The sequence below is a fragment of the Streptomyces sp. 8N616 genome (assembly GCF_052246385.1).
GTDB lineage: Bacteria > Actinomycetota > Actinomycetes > Streptomycetales > Streptomycetaceae > Streptomyces.
Map to the genome: position 1 here is coordinate 38,156 of NZ_JBQQBY010000012.1, position 14,629 is coordinate 52,784.

Genomic DNA, 14,629 nt, shown 5'->3' on the forward strand with positions numbered 1-14,629 from the left:
GCGGACCTGCGGTGCCGGAACCGCCGCAACCGCCCTCGGACAAGCGTCAGCGGTAGTCGGTGTCGTCGGCGTCCCTGCCCTCGATCTCGACCTCCTTGATGTACCGCCAGGCGTCGGGTCGGGTGCCGTCGGTGTCGGTGAACCCGTAGACCTGGGCGAGCTGCCCGCTGGAGAGCGACTGGCCGTTCCAGCGCGCCACGTCCGGGTCCGAGGCGAGCGCGGCGACGGCGCGGCCCACGTAGGTCGGGGACTCCGCGATGCAGAAGCTGCGGATGTGCTTCACGCCCTCGCGCCAGTTCTCCTCGGTGATGCCCATGCCGTCGAGCATCTGCTCCGAGCGCAGGAAACCGGGCGTGAGGGACACCGCGGTGCAGCCGGACCCCTCCAGCTCCTTGCCGAGCCCGAAGGCCATCCGGATCGGGGCGTTCTTGGTGAGGTCGTAGAAGAGGTTCTCGCGGTAGTAGGTGCCGTTGTAGTCGGCTGTGCCGTCGGTCACCTCGATGACCAGCCCGCCGGGCCGCCTGATGAGCAGCGGCAGCGCGTAGTGGCTGGTGATGACGTGGGTCTTCACGCCGAGCTCCAGCATCCGCAGACCCTTGTCCAGGTCGTACTGCCAGACCTTGGTGTTCTCGCCGAACTCCAGCAGGTGCTCGCCGCCCCAGATGTCGTTGACGAGGACGTCGAGCCGCCCGTGGTCGCGGTCGATGCGCTCGACCAGGGCCCGTACCTGGTCCCGCTCGAGGTGGTCGGTCGGCACCGCGATGCCCTCGCCGCCCGCGGCCGTGATCAGCTCGGCGGTCTCCTCGATGGTCTCCGTCGTGCGGCCGACCTCGCTGACGCGGTCGCGGGTCGTACGGCCGGTGGCGTAGACCGCGGCCCCTGCCCGTCCGAGCTCCACGGCCATCGCCCGGCCCGCTCCCCTGGTGGCTCCCGCGACGAGTGCGACCTTGCCTGCCAGTGCGCGCTGTTCGCTCACGTGTGAGTCCTCTCGCTGTGCCGAGGTGTGGTTGCGTTCCGACCCTGCCACCCAAACCGGACACCTTCTGTCGTGTTTGCGGGCGGGCGGCGGCGTGTGGTGCCGGATGCGGCGTGTGGTGCCGGATAACGACACAGCCGCATCCGGGCCGCTCCGGGTGCGGGGCGGCATGGCAGGGCCGATGCTGGTCGGGTGATGGACGAGACGGAGTTCTGGGAGATCATCGACAGCACCCGCGAGGCGGCCGAGGGCGACCCGGAGGAGCAGGCGGACCTGGTCGTGGACCGCCTGGTGCAACTCGACCCGGACGCCGTGCTCGACTTCGCCCGTCACTTCGAGGCCCGCTTCAACCGCGCCTACCACTGGGACGTATGGGGCGCGGCCTGGGTGCTTCTGGGCGGCGCGAGCGACGATGCCTTCGACAACTTCCGCTGCTGGCTGATCGGTCAGGGCCGGGAGGTCTACGAGGGCGCGGTGCACGATCCCGACGCACTGGCCGACCTGCTCGACGACTTCGACGAGGAGGTCGACGGGGACGCTGAGGAGCTGGGGTACGCGGCGGACGAGGCGTACGAGCAGCTCACCGGGCTCGAGACACCGGATCTGGGGCTGCCGCGGCCGCCGCGCGAGCCGGAGGGCACGGCGCTGGACTTCGAGGACGACCGGGCGCTGGCCGAACGGTTCCCCAAGCTGTGGGACGCGTTCCGGCCCTGAGCGGGCAGCTCGCCGCTCGGCCGCTCCGCGGAACCCGGGGGGCCCGGGTGTGGGGGCGGGGCCCCCACACCCCCCCCGCGGATGTGGGACAGGCCCCACATCACCGGGCGCGGGACAGGGCCTCCACACCATCGCAGACGCGGCGGACCCCACATCACCTCGGGCACAGGGCGCCCACACACACGCGGACGCGGAGCACGGTCCCCACACCACCGCAGACGCGGCCGGCCCCAGCCACCGATACGCCGCCGCTGGTGTGCCGACGGCCGCGGCGGCCGGAGCGGGCCTGCGCAGGCGACCACACCCGCGGATGCGGGGAAGGTCAGCCCGACAGGCTGCGGCCCATGAGCACGTCGTCCACGTACTTCCCCTCGAGCAGGAACTCCCCCGGCAGCACGCCCTCCACCGCGAAGCCCGCCGACTCGTACAGCCGCCGGGCCGGGGTGTTGTGCCCGAGCACCCGCAGCGTGATCCGGCTCGCGCCCTGCCGCCTGGCCTCCTCGCACGCCGCGTCGAGCAGGGCCCTCGCGATGCCGCGCCCGCGCGCCCAGGTGTCCACCGCGAGTCCCTGGATCTGCCGGACGTGCGCGTTGGCGGGCAGCGTGGTGGGGGTCACGAGCCGGACGTAGCCCGCGATCCGCCGGCTCCCGCCGGGAGAAGCCCCCGCCTCGTACTCGGCGTACTCGGCGACCAGGTACTGGGACGGCGGGTGCGCCGCCTCGAAGAACGGGTCGCCCTCCGGGGGCGGGCCCGGCAGTACGGCGTGCAGGGTCGACCAGGTGCGGTGGTCCAGCTCGGCGAGCGCGGCGTCGTCGGCGCGCACGGCACCGCGTATGACGGGACGTATGTGCGAGGCAGACATGGGTGACACTCTGCCACCCGGCCGTGCTTCGGCGGGATTGCGGAGCCTGGCCGGACGGGATCCGGGCAGGATGTCTGCCATGCGAATTGCGATCACCGGCTCGGCCGGGCTCATCGGCACAGCTCTCGTACGGTCCCTGCGCGATGGGGGCCCCTCCCGGGCCGAAGGCTCTGGGGGAGGGCATGAGGTGGTCCGTCTGGTGCGGCGGCAGCCGCGGGCGGCGGACGAGGTCGCGTGGGATCCGGTGCGGCAGCACGTCGACGCGGCGGGGATCGCGGGCTGCGAGGCGGTGGTGCACCTGGCGGCCGCCGGCGTCGGCGACCGTTACTGGACCCCGGCCTACCGCAAGGAGGTCTGGGACAGCCGGGTGCTGGGTACGGCCGCGATCGCCGAGGCCGTCGCCTCGCTGGACACCCCGCCCAGGGTGCTGGTCAGCGCCAGCGGGGTCGGGTTCTACGGCGACACAGGTGACCGGCTGACCGACGAGAGCGCGCCACCCGGCGAGGGCTTCATGGCGGATCTCTGCCAGGCGTGGGAGGAGGCGGCGGCACCGGCCCAAGAGGCGGGCATCCGGACCGTGTTCACCCGCAGCGCGCCCGTCATCGCCCGCAAGGGCGGGGCCTGGGGTCGGCGGCTCTTCCCGATCTTCAAGTTCGGCCTGGGCGGCCGGCTCGGCGACGGGCGCCAGTACTGGAGCCTCATCGCGCTGGACGACGAAGTCGCTGCGATCCGGCACATCCTGGACACCGAGGAGCTGTCGGGGCCGGTCAACTGCACCATTCCGGAACAGCTCACCAACCGCGAAGTGACGGCGGCGATGGGGCGGGTGCTGCACCGGCCGACCGCGTTCGCCGTGCCGGCGCCCGTACTGCGGTTCACCTTGCGCGAGTTCGCCGAGGACATCCTCGCCAGCAAGCGGGTGGTGCCCGCGAAGCTGCTGAAGACCGGCTTCTCCTTCGCCTATCCGACGGTCGAGAGCGCGCTGCGGGCCGCGCTGCGCTGAGGGCCTTACGGACACCCGGGTTCGACCGGATTCCTCGCACGCCAGTCCGGAACGCGGGCATTCCCCACGGCTGCCCCGGGCATGACGTTCCCAGCAACCCGCGGAGCGCCCTGCGCGGGACACAGCCGACCTCGGGAGGGGACGTGCTCAGCAGCCCTGCACGGCACGAGACAGACCGGACGGACGTCATCGTCGTCGGCGCGGGGGTGGCGGGGCTCGCCGCGGCCCGCCGGCTGGCCGACGCCGGAGTAAGCGTCAGCGTCCTGGAGGCGGCCCCTTACATCGGGGGGCGGATGGCCACCGACAGGGTGGACGGCTTCCGCCTCGACCGGGCCGCGCAGCTGCTCACCTCGTATCCGGAGCTGCGCCGTACACCCGGCCTGGACGGCCTGGACGGCCTGGACGGCCTGGACGGCCTGGACGGCCTGGACCTGCGGCCGCTCTCCCAGGGGGTGTTGGTGCACCTGGGCGGGCGCAGTCAGCGGTACGCCGAGGCGCGTACCGCCAGGGGCCCGCTGACCGCCGCGCGCGTCCTCGCCTCGGCCGCCCGGTCTCCCCTGGGCGGGGCGCTCGACCAGGCGCGCGCCTCGGCCCTGCTCAACCGGCTGGCCGCAATGCCCGCCGACCGCCTGCTCGCCCGCGCCGAGCTGCCCACCGCGGACGCGCTCGCCGCGCGCGGCCTGCCGTCCCGTACGGTCGACGGCTTCCTGCGGCCGCTGCTCACGGCGCTGCTCAGCGACCCGGAACTCACCACGTCCAGCCGCTGCGCCGACCTGGCGCTGCGCACCTTCGCCCGCGGCCGGCTCTGTATCCCCGCGGGCGGCGCCTCGGCCGTGCCCGAGCTGCTGGCAGCCGCTCTGCCGCCGGGCACCGTACGGACCGGGGTCCGCGCGGTGTCGGCCTCCACCACCTCCGTGGAGACCGCCGAGCACGGCCAACTCCCGTGCCGCGCCGTGGTGGTGGCCACGGGCGCGCGGAAGGCTGCCGGGCTCCTGCCGGGGCTGCGGCTGCCGCGCTTCCACCCGGTGACCGTGCTGCACCACACCGCTGACGCGGCGCCGCTGGCCGAGCCGGTGCTCGTGCTGGACGCGGACCGCCGTGGGCCGGTCTCGTATACGGCCGTCATCAGCGAGGCCGACCCGTCCCGGACCCCGCCCGGCCGGGTCCTCATCACCTCGGTGGTCCTCGGCGCGGCCGCCCGCGAGCCGTTGCACGCCCTCGACAAGGCGGCCCGCACGCAGCTCGGCGAGCTGTACGGCACGCAGGCGGACGGCTGGCAGCTGCTGGCCGCCCACCACGATCCGGAGGCGGTCCCCGCGATGCGGGCGCCGCACGACCTGCAGCGTCCTGTACGGGTGGTGGGGGGCCTGTACGTGTGCGGGGACCACCGCGACACGAGCACGGTGCAGGGCGCGCTCGTGTCCGGCCGCCGCGCGGCCGAAGCGGCCCTCCGCGACTTCGGCCTCGGAGCCGCCGGCGCCCCGGCGGAACTCCGCGCCGCGGCGGCCTGACGGCCAGGCCGCTTGGTCAGTTGAGCGCGGCCAGCCGTTCCCGGAACGCCCGCACCGGCGCCGCGTCCTTGTACGGCTCGAGCCGCCGCTCGAAGTCGCGCACGTACTCAACGGCCCGGGCCGACCGCATCTCCGCCGCCTGCACCGCCGCCTCGGCCCCCACCGCGCACGCCTGGTCCAGCTCGCCGAGCCCGAGCCGGGCCGAGGCGAGCACCACGCGGCAGAACAGCCGGCTCCTGGCGTAGCCCGCGCCGCGCAGCTGCAGCGAGCGCTCCGCGTGCTGGGCGGCGGCCCGGTACTGCTGGAGATCGCGGTAGCAGTGGCCGAACTCGTCGGCGAGCTGCGCCTCGTCGAAGAAGCGCGCCCAGTACGGCACATCGTCGCCCGGCCTGGCCGCCTCCAAGAAGCGCTCGGCCCGCGCCAGCGACGCCGTGCAGGCGCGCACCTCGCCCAGTACGCCGTGCGCGCGCGCCTCCACGGCGTGCAGCAGCGCCTGCACAGCCGGCGCTCCCCCGCCGCCGACGCCCTGCTGAGCGACGCGCGCGAGCTGTACCGCCTCCCGCCCGTGCCCGAGATACACCGCCTGCCGGGCCATGGTCACCAGCACATAGCTGCCGTACGGCCGGTCGCCCGCCGCCTGCGAGAGCCGCAGGGCCTGGACGAAGTAGCGCTGCGCGAGCCCGTGCGCCGCGATGTCGTAGGAGGTCCATCCCGCCAGCCGGGTCAGGTCCGCGACCGCGCCGAACAGCCGCCGCCCGGTGGTCTCCCCGTACGACCCGCGCAGCATCGGCTCGGCCTCGTGCTCCAGGTACCGCACCAGGGCCTGCCGGGCGTGCCCACCGCCGTATGCGTGGTCGAGCGTGCGGAACAGCTCCCCGACCGAGCGCAGGGCCGCGATGTCGCCGGCCGTGACCCGCTGGCCCGGCCGGCCGGGCTCGGCGGCGGACTGCCGCTGCCTGGGGACCGCCGCCCGCATCGGCGCGGGCCCCCGGCCGGGACGCCCGGCGGCTGCCGGGGCGCCGGGCGCGGGCGGCAGGGGCTCCGGAGCCCGGGCGACCCGGTCGTCGGGGCGGCCGATCAGCCAGTCCCGGCTGGGCACCACGAGACCGGCCGGGGTGAACGCGATCTTGCGCAGCTCGGAGTGGCTGCCGGAGTCCTTGCGCCACAGACCGCTGACGATGTCCACCGCCTCGGCGGGCGAGGCGGCGAACTCGAGCCCCGCGTAGACGGGGCCGCAGGCGTCGAGCCCGAGGTCCTGCGCGGACAGCCGGCGCCCCAGGCGCCGCGAGAACACCTCGGCGATCAGCGCGGGCGTCGTGCCGCGCGGCTGCTGCCCGCGCAGCCAGCGGGTCACCGAGGTCTTGTCGTAGCGCAGGTCGAGTCCGTGCTCGAGGCCGAGCTGGTCGACTCTGCGGGCGAGCCCGGCGTTGGAGAACCCGGCTTCTGCAATGAGCGCGGCGAGCTGACGGTTGGGGGTGCGCTGCTGGGGTCGATCCGTCATCGGCTGTGCGGTCTCCTGACTTCCGGGCCCGGGCGCCCTCGTGGAACGGCGCGAATGTAGCGGCCCCCGGACCTGCTGCAGCGCCCCATGTCGTTCATTCATCCGATCGTGTGAGCAGGCGTTTGAGCGGCGGACCGAGGCTTTCCGCGAGGCCCGCACGGGGTCCGCGAGCCCGGGCTCTGCGCGGGTCCCGTGCCGCAGCCGCCTGGGGCCCCGCGCGGGGGCGGTCGTACAGTGGCATGGGCGCGTTCGGCGCCCGGGAGAGGCCGGAAGAGGAGCTGCCGTGAGTGAGCCGCGCGAGCTGCGCTTTGTCCACCTGGGCTTCGGGGCGGACGCCGTCGAATACCAGGAGGCGTGGCAGGAGCAGCGCCGGGTGCACGCGGCCCGGTTCGCGGACGAGATTCCCGACACCTGCCTGCTGCTCGAGCACCCCCCGGTCTACACGGCGGGCCGTCGTACGGCGGACAGCGAGCGCCCGCTGGACGGGACGCCGGTCATCGACGTGGACCGCGGCGGGAAGATCACCTGGCACGGCCCCGGCCAGCTCGTCGGCTACCCGATCCTGAAGCTGCCGCGCCCGGTGGACGTCGTGGCGCACGTCCGCCGCCTGGAGGAGGCGCTGATCCTCACCTGCGCCGAGTTCGGCCTGGAGAGCACCCGGATCGAGGGGCGCAGCGGGGTCTGGGTGCTCGGCGACCCGGTCGAGCAGCGGTCGGCGCATGGAGAGGCTGCGCGGTGGGGGTACCCCCGGACGGAGTCTGGGGGAGCTTCCGCTGAGGGTGGTGGCGGGCGACGGGCGGGCCTGTCGCTGGACTTCGACCCGCGGCTGGAGGACGAGGAGTTCGACGCCCGGCTGAACGGCCCCGAGTACGCGCCGTCCAACGCCGGGCAGCGTCGCGAGGACCGCAAGCTGGCCGCCATCGGCATCCGCGTCGCCAAGGGCGTGACCATGCACGGCTTCGCACTGAACTGCGACCCCGACAACACCTGGTTCGACCGGATCGTGCCGTGCGGCATCCGCGACGCCGGGGTGACCTCGCTCTCCAATGAGCTCGGCCGCCGGGTCCCGGTGGACGAGGTCCTGCCGGTGGCCGAGAAGCACCTCCGGGGCGTCCTGGAGGCGGCGGAGCCGCTGCCCCGCGCCGTCTAGCGGCCCGGCCGGGAATGCGGCCCTTCAGCCGCGGGTTGCCAGGGGCGTAAAGACGTACGAATAGCGGGCGTACCCTGGTGTCCGCCCGAAGAATCAAAAGTCGTAGGGAGCCGGACGTGTCCGCTGTCGCACCCGACGGACGCAAGATGCTGCGCCTGGAGGTCCGGAACAGCCAGACCCCCATCGAGCGCAAGCCCGAGTGGATCAAGACCCGGGCGAAGATGGGCCCCGAGTACACCGAGCTGCACAGCCTGGTGAAGCGTGAGGGCCTGCACACCGTCTGTCAGGAGGCGGGCTGCCCCAACATCTACGAATGCTGGGAGGACCGCGAGGCCACCTTCCTCATCGGCGGCGACCAGTGCACCCGGCGCTGCGACTTCTGCCAGATCGACACCGGCAAGCCGCAGGCGCTCGACCGGGACGAGCCGCGCCGCGTGGGCGAGTCCGTGGTCACGATGGACCTGAACTACGCCACGATCACCGGCGTCGCGCGCGACGACCTGGAGGACGGCGGCGCCTGGCTGTACGCGGAGACCGTGCGGCAGATCCACGCGATGACGGCGCAGCGCGAAGCGGGCCGTACGAAGGTCGAGTTGCTGATTCCGGACTTCAACGCCGTCCCTGAGCAGCTGGCCGAGGTCTTCTCCGCCCGCCCCGAGGTGCTCGCGCACAACGTCGAGACCGTGCCGCGGATCTTCAAGCGGATCCGCCCCGCCTTCCGCTATGAGCGCTCGCTCGAGGTGATCACCAAGGCCCGCGAGGACGGTCTGGTCACCAAGTCCAACCTGATCCTGGGCATGGGCGAGGAGCGCGAGGAGATCAGCCAGGCGCTGCAGGACCTGTACGACGCGGGCTGCGAGCTGATCACCATCACCCAGTACCTGCGTCCTTCCGTCCGGCACCACCCGGTCGAGCGCTGGGTGAAGCCGCAGGAGTTCGTGGAGCTGAAGGAGGAGGCCGAGGAGATCGGCTTCTCGGGTGTGATGTCCGGGCCGCTGGTCCGCTCCTCGTACCGGGCGGGCCGCCTGTTCCAGCAGGCGATGGAGCGCCGCGACGCCACGGTCGCCGCACGGTCGGTCTGACCGCGGTCCCGGGCGGAGCGGAAGCGCGGCGTCGCTCGTACGGACGGCGCCAAGGTGTGGCCCGCTCCCGTATGGGTTTCATTGGTGTTTGACCGACCGGTCACGCACTGGTAACACCCATCAGTGAATCTGGTGGGAGCCGCTTCCCACCCCACCGCTTACGAGGGGGACTGACGCCATGCAGGCCGCGCCCGTACGCGCCACCGCCATCCCGTCCTTCACCGACACGCTCCGCGCCGTCGAGTCCGTGCTGATGCGCGGCGGCCAGCGCACTGCACGCCAGAACGCCTGGACCGCGGTGCTGGAGGACCGGCGCCGCGCGAAGGACCGGCGGGAGGCGCAGCACGTACTGGAGGCCGTGGCCACCCGGGCTCCGCAGGCCACGTAGACTCTGGGGCATGGCGAGGCAGGAAACTTCCGAAAACCCGGGGCGGCTCAAGCAGATTGCCCTGACCTACCAGATGACCAAGCGGGTCGACTCCAAGGTCGGCCTTGTCGTCGCGGCTGTGGGAATCGTCACCTTCGGTGTTCTCCTCGCGATCGGCTTTCTGATCGGGCACCCGGTCTATCTGGCCATCCTGGGCTTCCTGCTGGCCTTCCTCGCGATGGCGATCGTCTTCGGCCGCCGGGCCGAGCGGGCGGCTTTCGGTCAGATGGAGGGCCAGCCGGGCGCGGCGGCCGCGGTGCTGGAGAACATGAAGCGCGGCTGGACCGTCACCCCGGCGGTGGCGATGAACCGCAACCAGGACGTCGTCCACCGCGCCGTGGGCAAGGCGGGCATCGTGCTCGTGGCCGAGGGCAACCCGAACCGGCTGAAGGGCCTGCTGGCGTCCGAGAAGAAGAAGATGGCGCGCGTCGTCGTGGACGTGCCGGTGCACGATGTGGTCGTGGGCAACGGCGAGGGCCAGGTGGAGCTGAAGAAGCTGCGCACCACGCTGCTGAAGCTGCCGCGGGTGCTCCCCGGCCCCCAGGTGACCACGGTCAACGACCGGCTGCGCGCCCTGGGCGACCTGATGAGCAACATGCCGCTGCCGAAGGGGCCGATGCCGAAGGGCATGCGGATGCCCCGCGGCGGCCGGATGCGGTGACGCTGCGCTGAGCGAGATCGCGAAAAACTCGCCAGGGCGGCCCGGAACTTGGTTCCGGGCCGCCCTGGCGAGTTTTGGTGAGTGGACGAGTTTGGGGACTGGGTGTCCTTACACCCGCACCTGCACGGCGCGGGCCAGCCGGTCGTGCAGGCCGCGGCCGTCGCGGTCCCAGATCAGGGCCGGGACGCCGAGGGCCAGCAGCACCGAGCGGATCAGGACGTACGGCAGCGGGAGCCGCGCACCGCTCACGGAGATCACCCGGAGGCCGAGGAGCCGCTTGCCCGGCGTGCTCCCGATGCTGCCCACGGTGAGCACGCTCAGCACGAGGAAGATCAGCAGTGCCCAGTTGCCCGCGGCCTGGGTGTCGCCGCGGGCGAGGAGCCCGTACGCGATGACGCCGCACAGCGCCCAGTCGATGAAGAGGGCTCCGAAGCGCCGTCCGAGGGGCGCGATCGAGCCCGGCCCCTCCTCCGGCAGCCCGAGCCGCTTGCCCCGGTACCCGAAGTCGACGCCCATGTCCTCGGCGGCCGCGCGGGGCCCGGAGAGCCACGATCCGATTGCTTGCCTGTTGTCCACCCGACCACGGTACTGGGACCGCATACGGTCGCCCGCGCGCGGGGCATCACCCCAAACCGGCCTGCTGGGTGTTTTATGGGGGGTACGGATGGGTGCCGAGCAGGCGGCCGGTTAACCTCGGCGAAACAAATGGGTCATGCTCGGGAAATCCCGGAAACCTATGGTCGGGGCCAGTGTGCCACCGCACTGGCCACTCGACTGAGACAATCCCGCCCTCCGGCGGCGGGCTAGGAGGAGTTGGATGTTCCAGAACGCCGACGACGCGAAGAAGTTCATCGCGGACGAGGACGTCAAGTTCGTAGACGTCCGGTTCTGCGACCTGCCCGGCATCATGCAGCACTTCACGGTGCCGGTGGAGGCGTTCGACCCGGCCGAGCAGCTGATGTTCGACGGCTCGTCGATCCGCGGGTTCCAGGCCATCCACGAGTCCGACATGGCGCTCCGCGCGGACCTCTCGACGGCGCGCGTCGACCCGTTCCGCCGGGACAAGACTCTCAACATCAACTTCTTCATCCACGACCCGATCACGGGCGAGCAGTACAGCCGTGACCCGCGGAACATCGCCAAGAAGGCCGAGGCCTACCTCGCCTCCACCGGCATCGCGGACACCGCGTACTTCGGCCCCGAGGCCGAGTTCTACGTCTTCGACAGCGTGCGCTTCGAGACCAAGTCGAACGAGGCCTTCTACCACATCGACTCCGAGGCGGGCGCCTGGAACACCGGCGCGATCGAGGACAACCGGGGTTACAAGGTCCGCTACAAGGGCGGCTACTTCCCCACCCCGCCGGTCGACCACTTCGCCGACCTGCGCGCCGAGATCACCCTGGAGCTGAACAAGGCCGGCCTGCAGGTCGAGCGCCAGCACCACGAGGTCGGCACCGCCGGTCAGGCCGAGATCAACTACAAGTTCAACACGCTGCTCGCCGCGGCCGACGACCTGCAGCTCTTCAAATACATCGTCAAGAACGTCGCCTGGAAGAACGGCAAGACGGCGACCTTCATGCCGAAGCCGATCTTCGGTGACAACGGCTCGGGCATGCACGTCCACCAGTCGCTGTGGCTGGGCGGCGACCCGCTCTTCTACGACGAGCAGGGCTACGCGGGCCTCTCGGACACCGCCCGCTACTACATCGGCGGCATCCTCAAGCACGCCCCGTCGCTGCTGGCCTTCACGAACCCGACGGTGAACTCGTACCACCGCCTGGTCCCCGGCTTCGAGGCCCCGGTCAACCTGGTGTACTCGCAGCGTAACCGCTCGGCTGCGATGCGTATCCCGATCACGGGCTCCAACCCGAAGGCCAAGCGCGTCGAGTTCCGGGCCCCGGACTCCTCCGGCAACCCGTACCTGTCCTTCTCGGCCCTGATGCTGGCCGGCCTGGACGGCATCAAGAACAAGATCGAGCCGGCCGAGCCGATCGACAAGGACCTCTACGAGCTCGCCCCCGAGGAGCACGCGGGCGTCCCGCAGGTCCCGACCTCCCTCCCGGCGGTGCTCGACTCCCTCGAGGAGGACCACGAGTTCCTGCTCCAGGGCGGCGTCTTCACCCCCGACCTGATCGAGACCTGGATCGACTACAAGCGCACGAACGAGATCGCGCCGCTGCAGCTCCGGCCGCACCCGCACGAGTTCGAGCTCTACTTCGACGTCTAAGAACGTCGCAGGTCAGAGCAGTTTCCGCTCTCCTGGGCCGTCTGTAGGCCGTCGGCCGTGTCCTTCCCTCGCCGGAAGGCGCGGCCGACGGCCGTTTCTGTGGGCAGCCCTTGACCAGTCCCTGATCAGTCGGTTCCGCCGTGCTTCCGGGCCGGCGCGTGGACGGCTGCCCCACCGAAGGGGGCCTCCCCCAAGACAGCTTGTACCAGGACGAGTCAGTGCCGGGGTTCGCCTCCATCGGCCATGCGTCTCTCAATGACGGCCTGCATCGCAGCCCCTATAACGGCGCTTGCTTGAGCCAGGAAACGCGTGTGAACCTCCCGACCCTGGCGCGCGAATCTCTCCCATTCGTATGGGAAAAGCGCAGAGAGATCCGTAGACCGGTCCCGCTCAACTGCGGAGGCGCTAGCCCTAGCCAAGTCGCCCATTCTTTCCCAACAACACCTGATGGCATCTTCTGCAGCAGCCGCCACGTCCTCAGGGCCTTCGAGCATGATGATGTTGGATGCCTCGCCCAGTTGCCACATCATTGAATAGAGGGAATCAATGACCGGCTGGTGATCAGAAGGTAGGGGATGAGTCCAGACCTCCCACATAGCCCGGTTGGTGGCATCGAGCTGATTGAGGAAGCCGACATAGGCATCGCGTCGCAACTGCCGTCGACACGCTTCCCTCTGCTCGTCTCGGCTTTGTCCCGCCAGTTTCTCCTGGCTGTTCAACTGCCTGCTGCTGGACCATGCTGCCGCGAAGGCAGCCAGTCCTCCGCCCAGCAGAGTTGAACAGGCGGTGATCAGTGCCACGGCGACGGTCTCCCTCACGACCGCCCATGCTTCTGTCACAGCCGAGCTGTCGGGCGCCCGCGGTGGAGCAAGTCACCCCTTCGGGTTCAGAAACAGGTTCTCAGCTTGTTCTTTGAGGTTTGAGCCGGTTGCGTTCGGCGATGCTCTCCGGGCGTTTGACGGTTTTGCCCACGTCGAAGCGGGTGGCGGGCCGCCGGTTCTTCGAGCCGAGTGGCCGTCCCGGCCCGGGCCGGGACGGTTTGGGCTCTCGGGCCGGGCAGGTCAGGTGCGGGCGGAGGTGTCGAAACCCGCGGCGGACCCGTGCGGGGGTGAGCCGACCGGACTCGGCCGGTTTCTCCCACGGGCGCCGCAGGTCTGCGGCGACTTCGCGGACGAGCCTCAGCTGTGTGTGGGCGGCGATGACCAGCCACGTCCAGCGGTCACCGGCTTCGGGGGTGCGGATCTTCGGGCGGGTCCAGCCTAGAGCCCGTCCCGGAAGCGCGACGCCACCGCGAGCGGATCGCGCTCGGCACTCAGGGGCAGCACACCCATGTCCACGGCCTTCGGTTGGTTCGATGGCTCCTTGATCCAGAGCCCAGGATCAATCGAAGGCCGATCCGACATGCGGCAATCACCCATCCGAGCAGCGGCGTGCGAGCTTTGTTCGAGGTTGGTGTTGTCGGAGGCCGAATTCGGCCGACACTGAATGCCTTGGTGGGGACGGGTTTCCGGTTTCGGAGCACGGGTCAGACCTAGGGTGACTGGGGCTCCTCACCGCCGGCCGGAACTCGATCGCCCTCATGAGGGCGGACGTACGGTCGCGTCATGAAGACGACTGCAGACAATGAGACGGTGCTTGGCGTGGTGGGGACCATCGTCTACCGGCTGGCGCGGCCCGAGGACGGCGAGGCCTTTGCGGAGCTCGACGGGTCGTTCACGACGGATTCTGTATTCGAAGTTGCCGCGACCGACGAGGGTTTCAGAATCCGTCAGACTCCGGTGGAACCTTCCATCCACAAGGTCTTCCCCGCTGAGGACGGCAGTGAGGACGACGACGGCGATCCCGAGCTGAACCGGACGGTGGTCGCCTTCGACGGAGACGAGTTGTGCGGTGCTGTGGAGACCTCTTTCGACCCGTGGAACGCGCGCCTGACCATCTGTGACATTGAGGTCGCACCAACGTGGAGGGGCAAGGGGGTTGGGCGAACCCTGATGAATCACGCCTTCGACTTCGCGAGGGAGTACGGGGCCGTGCATGTGTGGCTTGAGGTCAGCAACATCAACGCTCCCGCCATTCGCGCCTACCTCCGGATGGGCTTCGTCTTCTGCGGGCTGGACACCTCGCTCTACGACGGCACAGAGTCGACTGGTGAACAAGCACTCTTCATGGCCCGACGGGTGCACTGACCGAGTTCCCCGTTAGAAGGGCACCAGAGGTTGAAGAACAAGCTCAGAGTGCGACCGACGCTGCTCCGTCGCCGTTGTCCTGCATGTCCGCGCCGAACGCGGCGTCTACGGCCTTCCGAGCGCGGTCCTGGCTGTTCGGCATCAGGTCCGTGTACGTCCGGATGGTGCCGGGGCCCGCTACTGCGATATCAGGACACCGGGAACGACTGGAGCAGCCAGAGCGGGACGTTGAGACCTACCGCGCGAGTCTGGAGCACTGGCCGGCCGTGCAGCAGCGGGATCGGGGGTCTATGCCTTGCCCGGCTGGCCACGGCGAACGCGAGACCCGG

Annotated in this window: 14 protein-coding genes and 1 pseudogene; 9 read left to right on the forward strand and 6 right to left on the reverse strand. The window is 70.9% G+C overall.

The window, feature by feature from the left end:
• Positions 1-46: 46 nt before the first annotated feature.
• Positions 47-976, reverse strand: a complete 930-nt coding sequence (locus ACTWQC_RS13065; RefSeq protein WP_443315805.1) for an SDR family oxidoreductase — start codon at positions 974-976, stop codon at positions 47-49.
• A gap of 195 nt (positions 977-1,171) precedes the next feature.
• On the opposite strand from ACTWQC_RS13065, the gene ACTWQC_RS13070 reads away from it, so the two are divergent.
• The gene (locus tag ACTWQC_RS13070) at positions 1,172-1,690 is read left to right on the forward strand and encodes a DUF4240 domain-containing protein (RefSeq protein WP_443315924.1); all 519 of its coding nucleotides are present in this window, start codon (positions 1,172-1,174) and stop codon (positions 1,688-1,690) included.
• A gap of 322 nt (positions 1,691-2,012) precedes the next feature.
• Here ACTWQC_RS13070 and ACTWQC_RS13075 read toward each other — a convergent pair whose 3' ends face one another.
• Complete coding sequence (locus ACTWQC_RS13075; protein WP_443315806.1) at positions 2,013-2,552, reverse strand: GNAT family N-acetyltransferase; 540 nt, start codon at positions 2,550-2,552, stop codon at positions 2,013-2,015.
• Positions 2,553-2,622: 70 nt separating this feature from the next.
• On the opposite strand from ACTWQC_RS13075, the gene ACTWQC_RS13080 reads away from it, so the two are divergent.
• Both ACTWQC_RS13080 and ACTWQC_RS13085 read left to right on the forward strand, forming a co-directional pair.
• Positions 2,623-3,555, forward strand: a complete 933-nt coding sequence (locus ACTWQC_RS13080; RefSeq protein WP_443315807.1) for a TIGR01777 family oxidoreductase — start codon at positions 2,623-2,625, stop codon at positions 3,553-3,555.
• A gap of 143 nt (positions 3,556-3,698) precedes the next feature.
• On the forward strand, positions 3,699-5,066 hold the full coding sequence (locus ACTWQC_RS13085) for an NAD(P)/FAD-dependent oxidoreductase (protein WP_443315808.1): 1,368 nt from the start codon (positions 3,699-3,701) through the stop codon (positions 5,064-5,066).
• 16 nt (positions 5,067-5,082) lie between these two features.
• On the opposite strand, the gene ACTWQC_RS13090 is transcribed toward ACTWQC_RS13085, so the two are convergent.
• Complete coding sequence (locus tag ACTWQC_RS13090) at positions 5,083-6,567, reverse strand: regulator (protein WP_443315809.1); 1,485 nt, start codon at positions 6,565-6,567, stop codon at positions 5,083-5,085.
• Between the two features lie 283 nt (positions 6,568-6,850).
• On the opposite strand from ACTWQC_RS13090, the gene lipB reads away from it, so the two are divergent.
• The 4 genes from lipB to ACTWQC_RS13110 all read left to right on the forward strand — a co-directional run bounded on the left by lipB (position 6,851) and on the right by ACTWQC_RS13110 (position 9,887).
• Positions 6,851-7,717 carry a lipoyl(octanoyl) transferase LipB gene (gene lipB, locus ACTWQC_RS13095; protein ID WP_443315810.1) on the forward strand — a complete coding sequence of 289 codons (867 nt, stop codon included), beginning with the start codon at positions 6,851-6,853 and terminating at the stop codon, positions 7,715-7,717.
• 116 nt (positions 7,718-7,833) lie between these two features.
• Complete coding sequence (gene lipA, locus ACTWQC_RS13100) at positions 7,834-8,799, forward strand: lipoyl synthase (RefSeq protein ID WP_443315811.1); 966 nt, start codon at positions 7,834-7,836, stop codon at positions 8,797-8,799.
• Positions 8,800-8,977: 178 nt separating this feature from the next.
• The gene (locus ACTWQC_RS13105; RefSeq protein ID WP_443315812.1) at positions 8,978-9,187 is read left to right on the forward strand and encodes an SCO2195 family GlnR-regulated protein; all 210 of its coding nucleotides are present in this window, start codon (positions 8,978-8,980) and stop codon (positions 9,185-9,187) included.
• A 10-nt stretch (positions 9,188-9,197) separates the two neighbouring features.
• Complete coding sequence (locus ACTWQC_RS13110) at positions 9,198-9,887, forward strand: DUF4191 domain-containing protein (protein WP_443315813.1); 690 nt, start codon at positions 9,198-9,200, stop codon at positions 9,885-9,887.
• A 108-nt stretch (positions 9,888-9,995) separates the two neighbouring features.
• On the opposite strand, the gene ACTWQC_RS13115 is transcribed toward ACTWQC_RS13110, so the two are convergent.
• Positions 9,996-10,463 (reverse strand): RDD family protein, encoded by a 468-nt coding sequence (locus ACTWQC_RS13115; protein WP_443315814.1) that lies wholly within the window; start codon positions 10,461-10,463, stop codon positions 9,996-9,998.
• Positions 10,464-10,704: 241 nt separating this feature from the next.
• Between ACTWQC_RS13115 and glnA the strand changes: the two genes are divergently transcribed.
• Positions 10,705-12,114, forward strand: a complete 1,410-nt coding sequence (glnA, locus tag ACTWQC_RS13120; protein ID WP_443315815.1) for a type I glutamate--ammonia ligase — start codon at positions 10,705-10,707, stop codon at positions 12,112-12,114.
• Between the two features lie 215 nt (positions 12,115-12,329).
• Here the strand turns inward: glnA and ACTWQC_RS13125 are convergent, their stop codons facing one another.
• The gene (locus tag ACTWQC_RS13125) at positions 12,330-12,914 is read right to left on the reverse strand and encodes a hypothetical protein (RefSeq protein ID WP_443315816.1); all 585 of its coding nucleotides are present in this window, start codon (positions 12,912-12,914) and stop codon (positions 12,330-12,332) included.
• A gap of 100 nt (positions 12,915-13,014) precedes the next feature.
• Positions 13,015-13,383, reverse strand: a pseudogene (locus ACTWQC_RS13130) (NF041680 family putative transposase); the annotation flags it as partial.
• Positions 13,384-13,718: 335 nt separating this feature from the next.
• On the opposite strand from ACTWQC_RS13130, the gene ACTWQC_RS13135 reads away from it, so the two are divergent.
• Positions 13,719-14,300 carry a GNAT family N-acetyltransferase gene (locus tag ACTWQC_RS13135; RefSeq protein WP_443315817.1) on the forward strand — a complete coding sequence of 194 codons (582 nt, stop codon included), beginning with the start codon at positions 13,719-13,721 and terminating at the stop codon, positions 14,298-14,300.
• Positions 14,301-14,629: the final 329 nt, after the last annotated feature.

Excerpts from the sequence above, each read along its gene's own strand:
- ACTWQC_RS13080 (WP_443315807.1), top strand. The coding sequence starts at position 2,623 with ATGTCTGCCATGCGAATTGCGATCACCGGCTCGGCCGGGCTCATCGGC.
- ACTWQC_RS13110 (WP_443315813.1), top strand. The coding sequence starts at position 9,198 with ATGGCGAGGCAGGAAACTTCCGAAAACCCGGGGCGGCTCAAGCAGATT.
- ACTWQC_RS13105 (WP_443315812.1), top strand. The coding sequence starts at position 8,978 with ATGCAGGCCGCGCCCGTACGCGCCACCGCCATCCCGTCCTTCACCGAC.
- glnA (WP_443315815.1), top strand. The coding sequence starts at position 10,705 with ATGTTCCAGAACGCCGACGACGCGAAGAAGTTCATCGCGGACGAGGAC.
- ACTWQC_RS13075 (WP_443315806.1), bottom strand. The coding sequence starts at position 2,552 with ATGTCTGCCTCGCACATACGTCCCGTCATACGCGGTGCCGTGCGCGCC.
- ACTWQC_RS13135 (WP_443315817.1), top strand. The coding sequence starts at position 13,719 with ATGAAGACGACTGCAGACAATGAGACGGTGCTTGGCGTGGTGGGGACC.
- ACTWQC_RS13070 (WP_443315924.1), top strand. The coding sequence starts at position 1,172 with ATGGACGAGACGGAGTTCTGGGAGATCATCGACAGCACCCGCGAGGCG.
- ACTWQC_RS13090 (WP_443315809.1), bottom strand. The coding sequence starts at position 6,567 with ATGACGGATCGACCCCAGCAGCGCACCCCCAACCGTCAGCTCGCCGCG.